Here is a 12,033-nt window from a genome sequence, read left to right as displayed (position 1 = left end):
CTATAGCTCAGTTGACGTTAACGTGAAGTGAACTAAGCTCAAGTAATGGATCTGACGTGTTATACGAGGCATGACCATGGACGACCGACCATTTGCAACACTTGTCATTGCGGAACATGACAACCAGTCGTTGGCTGTAGGGACGCTGTGTGCAATTAAAGCGGCATTTGATATCAAGGATGATGCTAAATCGCTTCCTATTTCTGTATTGCTTATTGGTTATCAGTGCCAATCGGTTTTGGATGAGTTGAAGTGCGTTAAGGGCGTTGCAGAAATTATCTGGGTTGACGCGAAGGAATACGAGCATGGGTTAGCGGAAAATATCGCGTCTTTGATCTCACAAGTAGCCAAAAATTACTCACACATTCTTTCTCCTGCTAGTACATTTGGTAAGAATGTGATGCCTCGCGTGGCGGCGTTACTCGATGTAGGGCAACTTTCGGACGTGATGACAATCGAGTCTATCGATACGGTGATTCGTCCCATTTATGCCGGGAATGCATTGGCGAGAGTCACGTCGAACGACCCCTTTAAAGTGATGACCATACGAAGTACGGCTTTTGATGCCGTAGAGCTGTCAGACACGCCAGTTGTCCCTAAGGTTACTCAAGTCGATACGGTGATTATCAACAAACTTAGTGAGTTTATTTCGCAGCAAACGCCAGAAAGTGAGCGACCAGAATTGCCAGCGGCTAGAGTGGTGGTATCGGGTGGTCGTGCATTCGGGAGTAAAGAGAAGTTTGCTTTAGTCGAACAATTGGCTGACAAGCTAGGTGGAGCGGTAGGAGCGTCCCGAGCGGCGGTTGATGCGGGGTATGTGTCTAATGACCATCAAGTCGGGCAAACTGGTAAAATTGTTGCACCTGAATTATACATTGCCGTCGGAATTTCTGGTGCTATTCAACATTTAGCGGGAATGAAAGACTCAAAGGTGATTGTCGCAATTAACAGCGATCCCGATGCGCCTATTTTTGACATCGCTGACTATGGGTTGGTCGGCGATTTATTTGAGGTGATGCCGGAGTTGCTAGAGAAGCTGTAGATATAATCAGCTTCCTCAAACAAAAGGCTTCCGAACTGGAAGCCTTTATCATTTGGTTTTTACCAGTTACTTTTCGCTCGGGCGTTGCAGGTGCTCTGCAAGTACTTTCGTAAACCTTGCAGCTTCACCACCAGTACAAGCGCGATGATCAAACGTTACTGATAGCGGCATTGCTTTCACCGAAATTGCTTGACCATTTCTTATCACCACTCGGTCGAGTATTCGACCAGCACCAACAATAGCGACTTGCGGAGGTGTGACGACAGGTGTCGCGTAAATGCCGGCAATCGCTCCAAAGTTGGAAAGCGTAATCGTCGCGTGCTGTAATTGCTCTCGACCGATTTTTCTCTCTCTGATCCCTTCAACGGTTTGATCGAGCCAACGACGAACATCTTGTGGCTCGTATTCATCTGCGTGGCGCAATACGGGTACGTACAAGCCATGACGGCTATCTACAGCAATACCAAGATTAACCGTATTGTGCACGCAACGCGTCATGGTTTCTGCATCAAACCAAGCATTTAAAGCGGGCTCTTCCTGACACGCATGAACAATCGCTTGAACCAGGCGGATACTGATGTCTTCGTTCGGCAGCCAGTCTTCCAGCAACGCTTCTTCTGTAATGGTCACGGCAGCAACGTGCTCGTGTGACTCAGTCATCGACGACACCATGGTGCGTCGAGCGCCTTTCAATACTTCGGTGCCCGGACGCTGTTTTCCGGCTTCGTCGTAAATATCGGCATCAACGATAAGACCGTTTGGACCACTGCCTGACACGAGATTAAGATCTACCCCAAGTTTTTGTGCCAATAGACGAGCCGAGGGTAGAGCAGTAACTAGATTACTCTCAGTCGTGTTGTGATTGCCTCCAATCCAGAAGTCATCGACGTTAACGTGATGTGCTTGATGAGAAACATTGCCGACAACGGTCGCGGCGTCAGCAGTCTCTTTTTTCTCTACCGTAGCCCCGCGCTCTGCGCCAGTTTCGTCAATTTCGAGTAGCAATGCGCCAATATTGACGATATCACCTTCTTCCCCATGGCGGCTGACTACACGGCCCGAGTAGGGGGCGGGAACGTCGACCGTCGCTTTTGCTGTCTCGACAGTTAAGATCACTTGATCCAACTTAACCATGTCACCGACATTAACGTGCCATTTTACAATTTCTGATTCAGCGAGGCCTTCGCCGAGATCGGGTAAGTTAAACGTCTTCATTTCCAATCCTCCACGAGTTCGCGCGCTGCGGTCACAATGTCTTCTTCCTGAACCATGAAATAATCTTCGTTACGGTAATAAGGCATAATGGTATCCATTCCAGTTACTCGTTTAGGTGGGGCTTTTAGTAAGCACATGGCGTGTTCGGCTGTTCGAGCTAAAAGCTCAGAGCCCACACCACAAGTTTTACTCGCTTCATGAACAACGAGTAAACGTCCGGTTTTTTCTAGTGAGCTGAAAATCGTTGCGGTATCAATTGGCTTAATGCTCGCCAAATCAATCACCTCGACTTCAATTCCTTGACTAGATAAGGTCTGTGCGGCTTGAAGTGACTCTACGACGCATGCGCCCCAAGTAACAAGCGTGATATCTCGCCCCTTACGTAAGGTGAAGCAGGTGTCGAGTGGAAGTGCTTCGCCATTATCAACGACTTCAGATTTTACGGTTCGATAAATGCGTTTCGGTTCGAAGAACATGACAGGATCATTACTTCGAATCGCGGCGAGAAGCAGGCCGTATGCGCGTTGAGGTGAAGAAGGAATCACTACTTTAAAGCCAGCAGTGTGCGCAAATAGCGCCTCTACACTTTCTGAGTGGTGCTCTGGAGCGTGAATACCGCCACCAAATGGCGCACGAAAAACCGCAGGGCAAGTGAGGCGACCGCGAGTTCGGTTACGCATGCGTGCCGCGTGGCACATTAAGTGCTCCATTGCCGGAAAAACAAAACCTTGAAATTGAAATTCGGCGACAGGTCGTAATCCTTGCGTTGCCATACCGACCGCAACACCGCCGATTAACGCTTCAGCGAGGGGCGTATCGATCACTCGTTTGAGACCAAACTCTTGTTTGAGCCCTACGGTGGCACGGAATACGCCACCATTATCACCTACGTCCTCACCTAACACGACAACATTTTGGTCTTGTTGCATTTCGTGGTGCAGAGCGAGATTTACTGCTTCAACTAACGTTAGCTCAGCCATGTTTGCCTCCCTGCATTCGCATTGCTTTGTTGATGAGTTCATCTCTTTGAGCGTGAAGCTCTTGGGGAAGCGATTCATACAAATAATCGAACCCAGTTTCAGGTGCTTGTGACGGTAAGCTGAGGTAGCGTTCAACTGCCAGTTCCACTTGTTCCTTGCAGTATTCTAGCCATTGTTGCTCTTGTTCATCGCTCCAAGCACCTTGATTAAGGAGATACGTTTTAAGACGTGCTATAGGTTCGTATTGCCATGCGGTTTGAACGTCGTCCTCTTTACGATAACGAGTCGCATCATCGGCCGTAGTGTGGTCACTTAATCGGTAACTGACCGCTTCGATGAGTGTTGCGCCTTTCCCTTTTCTCGCTCTCTCAAGTGCGGTCTTGGTTGCATCATAAACGGCGACGACATCGTTACCATCTACCGTAATGCCCGGTATACCAGCGCCTTGCGCTTTTTCTGATAAGAAATCGGCAGCACATTGAAGGCTACGCGGCACTGAAATTGCCCACTGGTTGTTATTCACAACGAAAACAAGTGGAATATTCCAAGCACCCGCACAGTTTATTGACTCTAGAAAATCCCCTTTGGATGTACCGCCATCGCCACACATGACTAGCGCAGCTTCATGGTTACCTTGAATTTTCAATGCGGAAGCCACCCCGACAGCGTGCGTACATTGCGTCGCAATGGGGACGCAGAATGGAAGATCTCGGCTAGGAACTGGGCTGCCCTCAGGAGCAAAATCACTACCGCGCTCATCACCGCCCCAGTATTGAAGATTCTTCTCCATGCCAATACCACGACACCACATTGCAGGCATATCGCGATAATAAGGGACAAATACATCATCGGCTTTCAGCGCTCTGCCGACCGCAATGCCGATGGCTTCAGCACCTAGGTGCGAAGGGTAGGTCCCTAACTTGCCGGTGCGTTGCAACGCAACGGCTTTGTTGTCGTAAGTGCGAGTTAATACCATGTCTCGGTAAAACCCGACCAAAGTTTCAGTGTCAGCCCAGTTGGGTAGTTGGCCGACTAGGTCCCCATGATGGTCGATAAACCGATGCATGGGTAATGCCTGAACGTTCATCTCAAGCTCCTTTTGACGCTGCGTGTCTTTTGGACTGCAGCTGTTCATATCAAACCAGAGTTTGTATGGGTACTCAAACTCTGATATCAGCGCAAAGGCCATACCTAAGGTTGCTTGTGTTTTCTATAGCTGTAGGCATCTGTACGTCCTTTAAACTATTTTCCGATAACACCGCTGCGGCTATTTCATCGCAAGACACAGAGAAACATTTTTTCTGCATCTAACCCTCTAACTAAATCGTGGTATAGCCAGATACAATAAGTGTAAACAAATTGTTAAATTGTGCTTCATTTTGACTTTTGATCAGTAGTAAAGTTTTGCTTACACCCTGATTTTGTAGAGTAATATGCTGATTTTTAATTGTTGGCATTTTTAAACTCGAATTTAATTGCTATTGAATGAAACATATTTGCAACAAAATTTGGCTGTAAAATTTGACAAAGTGAGTCATTATTAATGAATCAACTCAAGTAGTTGTTATGTGTTGTATTGAGATTTTTTGTTGTGCCCGAAACTCCGGCCTTATGAGAATACATAACTTCTTCCCAACAGAGTGGAATCAGGGTAGGGTGACGACATTACAAATGTATACCCTCGGCGGTCCTTGAGCTTATCAACAGTAGATGGTGCTCAAGTCGAAGTGATTATGGAGAAATTATGTATCACGCTCATGTTTATTTTCCTTTAAGAGAACAAGATAAAGCGCAAGCCTTGAACGAGATCATCCGTCAAGAGCGTCAAGATGTGCTGCGTGTGTTTCCTTTGGTTGGAAGATTGGTTGGCCCACATAAAATGCCGATGTTTGAAATTCACCTAGAGTCATTGAGTGAAGAGTTTTTGGCTTGGCTCGATACGATTCGAGGCGATTTTTCTGTGCTTATCCATCCTGTGAGTGAAGAAGAGTTGCTCGATCATACGGAACGCGCGATTTGGCTGGGTAGAGAGATTGGTGTATTTGAAGAGAAGCTAGAGAAATAGTTGTTCCTCCCGCATGTATGACCGCTTTGAATGCTTCTCCCCTCATCGCGGTCACCGTAGCAAGTTAGCGTTTTCATGTTCGTTAATAAGTCGCGATCTCCTTTTCTCCATTCTGCAGGCCCTGTTTTTGTGTGCTAAACCTACAAGTAGGTTTTTGAGCTTAAGCATCAAGTGAGACCATGTTTCTGTTTAGCATATCGTTAAATAAGTTTTGGCAGCAATAAAATAATAAGTTCAGATAAATGAAATAGGTATAGCAGGGAAGTGCAGTTTACGACCCCAACGCCATTGGTAGTGGAGCCGATAATTTCTGAGGGGGAAGGGTATGTTTTCGTTACTCTTGGTCATACTTTCACTGTATATATTTTGGTTGTTGTTTCGCAACGGACCTGCATTCGCCGAACGCGTCGCTCATCAAAAACGTAATTGGGTTGGACCTACAGCCAACAAAGAAGAATGGCGAGGATATTGTACGGATGTATTTCAGCCGTTCAGTTCTCAAACGACTTTTTACGCCATCGCTTATTTTGCGAATTATATTGCAGCAGCAAATGCGATATCTTGGTCAACAGTATATGAAGGGGATTCCCCGATCATCATAAGCCGATTTGGTAGCTACTTTATTTTAAATACTCACGATTCACTAGTGGTTGCAGGGTTTATTGCGCTTGCTTTCTTTATCATCAATTGGCAGCTTGCCATGCACTGTTCTGGTATTCTTAGTCAGTATCTAGTGCGGATTCTTATTATCAATCGAACTCGCTTTGTTGCGATTAGCTTAGTGTTTTGCAGTTACTTTGCGTATCTCTTGACTGTTGGTATTTTCTGGTTGTTCCATGACGGTTATTCGATCTGGCACGGGTTAACGCTTACTCCTGTATTCTTATTATTAGCGTTATTGGTTGCGGTTGTTTTGCCATCTATGAAAAAAAGAGAGCAATAAACCTTAGATAGACTTGCCACGTTAAATTACACACGATTTTAGGATAGTAATTCCTATGCCATTAAGTTAGCATTGCCGGCTTTTTAACGGTCTACAGGTCCTTATTAGTGGGAGGAATTATGTTTATCGGCTTTGACTATGGCACTGCAAACTGTTCAGTGGCAAAAATGGAATCGGGTGAGCCAGTAATGCTTAACCTAGAAGGGAGCAGTCCATTTATTCCTTCCACCCTTGCTGCACCGACTCGTGAATCGGTATCCGAGCACTTATTTCGCCATCGAGATATTAAACCATTAGATCAAGTTGGTGAGCAGGTTTTACGCCGGGCAATCAATTTAAACCGAGAAGAAAGTATTGATCTCGTATCTGACGACATTGCATTTGGTCAGGCGGCGCTTAATCTCTATTTGGAAGACCCTCGTGATATCTATTACGTAAAGTCGCCGAAGTCTTTTCTTGGCGCTTCTGGCTTGCGTGACGTGCAATTGGCTTTCTTCGAAGATCTTGTCTGCGCGATGATGGACAATATTAAGTCGCAAGCCGAAAACGATGCGCAGCAAAGTATTACCGATGCTGTTATCGGCCGGCCAATTAACTTCCATGGGCGTGGCGGTGAAACGGCTAACATTCAGGCTGAACGCATTTTGTTGCGGGCAGCGAAACGTGCGGGCTTCCAAAATGTGGAGTTTCAGTTTGAGCCTGTCGCGGCGGGCCTAGAGTATGAAGCGACACTCAGCGAAGACAAAACCATTCTAGTGGTCGATATTGGCGGTGGTACAACGGACTGCTCGTTGATTCAAATGGGGCCGTCTTGGCGTGGCAAAGCGGATAGGACCGCAAGCTTGTTAGCTCATAGTGGCCAGCGCGTCGGCGGGAATGATCTTGATATCGCGTTAGCATTTAAGCAGCTCATGTTCCCGTTTGGCATGGAAAGCAAAATGGAGTCAGGTATTGTGATGCCGACCACCCAATTCTGGAACCCGATAGCAATCAACAATGTAGAAGCGCAGAGTGATTTCTATTCGCGAGAGAACCTATCCGCGTTGAAGTTGCTTCAAAAGCAGGCTCAAGAGCCAGAAAAGCTTGCTCGTTTGCTAGAGGTGTATCATGAGTCTTTAGGCTACAACATTGTTCGCCGTGCCGAAGAAGCGAAAGTGGCGCTTTCAGAACAAGCTTCTTACCGAACTGGCATCAACTTACTGTCAGAACTGATTGAAGTCGATGTGCAACGAGACGAAATGATCGAAGCGATTCAGTCGCCGAAGAATAAAATGACGGCGTTGGTGACAGAAGCGGTAGAGCAAGCTGGGGGGAAACCCGATGCTATCTTTATGACTGGTGGTTCGGCACGCTCGCCAATTTTGCGCGATGCGGTGCAAACCGTACTGCCAAATATTCCGGTCGTCAGTGGAAATTATTTTGGCTCGGTAACTGCTGGCCTAGCTCGTTGGGCTGAGGTCTGTTTCAAGTAGAAAGAAAACTAATTGCGCTATGGGCATTGTTACCAAATTTATGACTTCGCTTAGGCTTATCAAATGATGGTTGGAAGACTTCGCTGAGAGATTGAGTTTCATGCGAGTAGGGAACCTTGTTAGGGTTCTTAAATCTTTCAATGTCATTCTGAACAATGAGGGACGAGCGTGATTCAGAATCTATTGTCCGAGCATGCTGTTATGTATATGACTGCGTCTCGCTAAGTGCTACTAGCTGCCATTATTCTGAAGAATCGGGTTATGATCTATCGGAATAATGATTTTTACTAAGCTGAAATAAAAATGCCCGCTAAATCAGCGGGCATTTTTGTTTACGTCATTAATGGTGCATGTGTTTTTCCATGTGTCCTTGTTTTTCAACCGCCATTTCTACTTCCACTTTACCCGCGTTTTTGAATGTTAACGTCATAGGGAAGCGGTCACCTTCTTTGAGCGCTTGTGTTGGATTGAAAATCATTAAATGGAAGCTGCCTGGCTTAAACAACACTGAGTCATTGGCTGGAACGTGCACTTCGTCAATCTTAATCATTTTCATCACACCATCTTCTTTCTTATGCGTGTGAATTTCGACATGTCCTGCGATTGGGCTTTCTGCTGCGATCAATGCATCTTCACTGTCACCGTGGTTGGTTAATTGAAAAAAACCACCGATAACAGGTGCGTTTGGTGGCGCTTCGCGGCTCCATGGATGGTCGATATGAATTTTTCCTGCTTCATAATCGTGCGCTAAACTCAGTGGGCTAGCGATGACAGCAATAAGCGCGATAGCGGCGGTTTTTAATGATTTAAGCATGTGTTTTTCCTTTTGAATGAATAGCTTCTCTGAATGGACAACAAACAGAGTCATCGTTATTTTTTAATAAAGTTGTCAATGATTAGATGCCTGTTAGGCAGGAAAAACACTCGGCGGAGAATGCTTAGGCGCGATATGTTTGTAAACGAGCTTATCGCATTTTGAAAATCGGTAAAGCGTCAGAACTTTCTTGACTCGGCGTAGCCAATGGATGGTAGTCAGGTATAGCCCAATCGCAACCAAAAGAAAGAATTGAACCGCTTGAAGAAGCGGACACTCAAACTGAAAGCCTTCATGTAAATTAAGATCTTGAATGAGCGTAGAAGAAGGTTGAGCGTTAGCTTCAATCAGCGTATTGATATCCACCCATTTGAAACCATCTGCGGTACACAGTAAGACCTTTTCACTTTGAACTTTGTTAAGCCAGGTTGTGCTGTGAACTTGTGTTGGGTTAAGAGTCGCTGTGGACGCTAAATACAACTGAAACAACACCGCGATAATAACCGCAATAGCGTGCAAGCGGTGGTGTTTATGCTGTATTAGAGTGTTTTCCATACAATTGAGTGCTTATCTTCTTCGGCGCGGGATACTAACAAATTAACCAAACAATGTAATTATCAGTTTACTAAAAGGTGATGCAAGTGTGCATTATTTGTTTTATTGCCTATTTTTAACGCTTTAATAGCTTGGCTCTTTACGATTTAAAGCAACGTGTTACGGCAGATGGCATGTCTTGATTAGGCTGGAATTCATAACCTCCAATTCAGTTTGTCTGTCTTGCCTAGTCGCTTTTGAAGATATTGAATAAATCTCTCTTATATGTCACTGAAGCTTCGGTTAGTGGGTGTCGTGGTGGTGTTTTTACGTGCTAGATTTGGCTGATATCGATTCAAAGTGCACACCGAATCTTCACTTGTTTTCCATTAACGGAATTATGACAGTAATTTAATAAAGGATACGGTATTCTGCGCTCCTTTGTACATGCCAGAACGTCCGTCCTACTTAGTCGGAGGGGCGATTAATCTTAAGAAATTTCTCAAATGAAATACGAACAACAGATTGGATATCGATACCCTAAAGGTCGATTTGCCATGGTGAGTGTATACGCATTCACTGGTGCTGCGATTTTAGCATCGACTATTTTTTCTCTATTGCTGTTTTTGTCGATCGACGAAAACCCGATGATGCAAACCTTATTTGGTGGTTTAGCGATTATTTTTGAAGCGGGTAAGTTCTACGCTTGGTATGAATACGGTGAGCGCCGAGCCCATCGCAACTATACAGGGGCGGCAACCGCTCTCGTGTTTTATTTAGTCTTAGCTGCGATCTCCATTGGCGGTAGTATTGGTGGCATTAACAGTGCAACAAACAGCGCACAAAGCCATATTTCGGTAGAGCAGGCGAAAGTGGAAGCGTTTAATCGCCAAATTGCGGCAATCGATAAACAGATTGAGCTCAACAATATGGCAGCGCAGAAATACATCGAGATGGAGCGTATCGCGACTGGTGTAACTCGCATTCAGGAGCAAAACAAAACCTTACGCGAAGAGCAGCAACGCTTGGCTATGGAACGTGATAGTTTGCCACCGGTCACGCAAGGCTCAGTTATTGGTTTGATTGATAGCCTGGCCAACGCATTTGGTACCACCTCTCAGCAAGCTCAGCTTGGCTTGGTTGTATTTCTTTCGATTCTGTTGGATTTCTTTGCTGCATTTTTTGTCGGCCTGATTGGTGAAGAGCAACGGTTCAGACATTTCTATCGCCGAAATGAGGGCATGATACTGAAAACGGTTCGCGATATCGATCCAGAGCCAGCGGGGTATCTTCCTCATATCAAAGAGGAAGAAGAGCAAGAAATACCAGTAACGCCGGAGCCTGAAGAGCCAAAAGAACCGAAAACTTTGTTAGAGCAAGTGAGCGATGCACTTAAAACGCATCAAATTACGTGCACTAAAAAAGCCGTTGCAAAACAATTTAGGCTATCTGCGGAAGAGGTAGACAAGGTGTTTGAGGAATTGGCAGAGCTCGGTTTAGTGGGTAAAAAAGCCAACCACCATTATCATTGGATAGGTCAGACAGAGGCCGCATAATTGGTTATCAATTAGAGATCGAAAAGAGCGTCAATCGGCGCTCTTTTTTTACTGTAAGGTTTCGCTACTAAAGTGAGCCAAAAGAAGAGAGAGGATTTAAAATAGAAAAACAAAAAAGTGCCACCGAAGTGACACTTTTTCTTTAGCGTAGAAGGTATCAGTTGTCGTAAACGTCCAACTCCACTTCACGGGCAATATTTTGGTCGTTGATGATTACACCATCGACTTCGACACGAGCACCATTTAGGTTAAGTTCTTCGATGCCTTGGAAGCGTGTTTGTACATCAATCACAACGGTAGTGTTGTTTAGCAATTGATCTGCGTCGTTTTCGCAACGCTCGATGTCAAATGTTCTTGCTTCAGCATCGTAGTTTGATACGTATCCTTCACATTCAAATTCTTTACCTTGCCATTGGTTGTTATCGTCAAAGTCTGGTTGCTCAAACTCAATAACGGTAGCGATGCGTTTGCCATTTTTCATGACAGACGTTACTTCCACTTCTTGACCTTGTTTTAGGTTCGCTTTGCTGCCATCTTCAAATCGTGTTGCGTTATCGATGAAGAATGCACCTCGGTAGTTTAATGAAAACTCACTGTAATCATTTGCAACCCAAGTCACGATGCCTTCCACATCGCTGTCATTGCTTATGACGTCGTAGCCTTCAACTTCTACCTCATTTGCCATGAAGACGCCGTTTTGCATTTCACCTTCTACTTCCACCCATTGGCCGATGCTAAGTTGGCTAATGTTGTCGTAAGATACGGTTATATTTGTACCAAGCTCAAACGTGCCAGCATTTTCATCGATACTTGTAATGCGACCTTCCAGTTCGTAGTAGCTTCCAAGGGCTGGGTAATCGTTATCTACGTCGATCTCGACCACAGACAACACTCGATAACCTGCATCAGCAGTCGGCAAGGATGACACCATCACCCAGTCGTTGATCTCTATATCATCACTTAAACCGTCAAACTGCAGATCTACGCCGTTTACCGTAAATGTTTTCTTCACATAATCAATTGCTGTAACACGTCCGGTAATGGTTGGCTCAAGTGTTACTAAGAAGCCATCGTCAGACGCTTTACGAACATCTGTTCCTACTTGAACCATCATTTTGGGTTCTACATCGGCCAATTGCATTGATGTATCGCTATAAACCACCCCAGACACATGGTATGTATATCCATTGACGGTTAACGTGTTTTCTTCAGCGTTGACCGCTTCAACAGAGCCAATCGCTACACTTGGTTTCACTACTGGTTGAGTTGGTGTGCTATCGCTATTGCTGCCACCACCTGAACCACCACAACCAGACAATGCCAAACCTACTACAGAAATAAGAGCGAGTTTTTTCATTGTATTAACCTCAATTTACGAGCTAGTTTAGGAAATTGCCTGTATCTTATTGGGC

Annotated in this window: 11 protein-coding genes; 5 read left to right on the top strand and 6 right to left on the bottom strand. The window is 45.3% G+C overall.

Features of this window, described 5'->3' with window-relative positions; genetic code table 11:
• Nucleotides 1–76 precede the first annotated feature (76 nt).
• On the top strand, nucleotides 77–1,042 hold the full coding sequence (locus FR741_RS20405) for an electron transfer flavoprotein subunit alpha/FixB family protein (protein WP_167427579.1): 966 nt from the start codon (nucleotides 77–79) through the stop codon (nucleotides 1,040–1,042).
• 66 nt (nucleotides 1,043–1,108) lie between these two features.
• Here the strand turns inward: FR741_RS20405 and FR741_RS20400 are convergent, their stop codons facing one another.
• Genes FR741_RS20400 through pdhA form a run of 3 tightly spaced genes read right to left on the bottom strand, consistent with a single transcriptional unit; the run spans nucleotide 1,109 to nucleotide 4,324 of the window.
• Nucleotides 1,109–2,257, bottom strand: coding sequence for a dihydrolipoamide acetyltransferase family protein (locus tag FR741_RS20400; protein WP_047009272.1), 1,149 nt, complete (start codon nucleotides 2,255–2,257; stop codon nucleotides 1,109–1,111).
• Nucleotides 2,254–3,237: an alpha-ketoacid dehydrogenase subunit beta gene (locus FR741_RS20395; RefSeq protein ID WP_005395620.1), complete on the bottom strand. Its 984-nt coding sequence runs from the start codon at nucleotides 3,235–3,237 to the stop codon at nucleotides 2,254–2,256. Before FR741_RS20395 ends, FR741_RS20400 begins: the two co-directional genes overlap by 4 nt.
• Nucleotides 3,230–4,324, bottom strand: coding sequence for a pyruvate dehydrogenase (acetyl-transferring) E1 component subunit alpha (gene pdhA / locus FR741_RS20390; protein WP_167427578.1), 1,095 nt, complete (start codon nucleotides 4,322–4,324; stop codon nucleotides 3,230–3,232). The genes FR741_RS20395 and pdhA overlap by 8 nt, the downstream gene beginning before the upstream one ends.
• Before the next feature lie 657 nt (nucleotides 4,325–4,981).
• Here pdhA and FR741_RS20385 point away from each other — a divergent pair.
• The 3 genes from FR741_RS20385 (at nucleotide 4,982) to yegD (ending at nucleotide 7,717) form a co-directional block, all read left to right on the top strand.
• Nucleotides 4,982–5,302, top strand: coding sequence for a DOPA 4,5-dioxygenase family protein (locus FR741_RS20385; protein WP_005375836.1), 321 nt, complete (start codon nucleotides 4,982–4,984; stop codon nucleotides 5,300–5,302).
• Nucleotides 5,303–5,627: 325 nt separating this feature from the next.
• A complete protein-coding gene (locus FR741_RS20380; protein ID WP_167427577.1) occupies nucleotides 5,628–6,245 on the top strand; it encodes a hypothetical protein in 618 nt (205 codons plus the stop codon).
• Nucleotides 6,246–6,364: 119 nt separating this feature from the next.
• Nucleotides 6,365–7,717, top strand: a complete 1,353-nt coding sequence (gene yegD, locus FR741_RS20375; RefSeq protein ID WP_167427576.1) for a molecular chaperone — start codon at nucleotides 6,365–6,367, stop codon at nucleotides 7,715–7,717.
• A 340-nt stretch (nucleotides 7,718–8,057) separates the two neighbouring features.
• Here the strand turns inward: yegD and FR741_RS20370 are convergent, their stop codons facing one another.
• On the bottom strand, nucleotides 8,058–8,531 hold the full coding sequence (locus FR741_RS20370; RefSeq protein ID WP_167427575.1) for a copper chaperone PCu(A)C: 474 nt from the start codon (nucleotides 8,529–8,531) through the stop codon (nucleotides 8,058–8,060).
• A 93-nt stretch (nucleotides 8,532–8,624) separates the two neighbouring features.
• Nucleotides 8,625–9,086 carry a hypothetical protein gene (locus FR741_RS20365; RefSeq protein ID WP_167427574.1) on the bottom strand — a complete coding sequence of 154 codons (462 nt, stop codon included), beginning with the start codon at nucleotides 9,084–9,086 and terminating at the stop codon, nucleotides 8,625–8,627.
• 485 nt (nucleotides 9,087–9,571) lie between these two features.
• On the opposite strand from FR741_RS20365, the gene FR741_RS20360 reads away from it, so the two are divergent.
• A complete protein-coding gene (locus FR741_RS20360) occupies nucleotides 9,572–10,621 on the top strand; it encodes a hypothetical protein (RefSeq protein ID WP_047009268.1) in 1,050 nt (349 codons plus the stop codon).
• Between the two features lie 157 nt (nucleotides 10,622–10,778).
• Here FR741_RS20360 and FR741_RS20355 read toward each other — a convergent pair whose 3' ends face one another.
• Nucleotides 10,779–11,978: a DUF5666 domain-containing protein gene (locus tag FR741_RS20355; RefSeq protein ID WP_167427573.1), complete on the bottom strand. Its 1,200-nt coding sequence runs from the start codon at nucleotides 11,976–11,978 to the stop codon at nucleotides 10,779–10,781.
• Nucleotides 11,979–12,033 lie beyond the last annotated feature (55 nt).

It is taken from the genome of Vibrio diabolicus, assembly GCF_011801455.1.
In the GTDB taxonomy this organism is placed as follows: Bacteria; Pseudomonadota; Gammaproteobacteria; order Enterobacterales; family Vibrionaceae; genus Vibrio; species Vibrio diabolicus.
The sequence above is the reverse complement of the archived record's forward strand: the minus strand, read 5'-3'. Positions and strand labels throughout refer to the sequence as shown.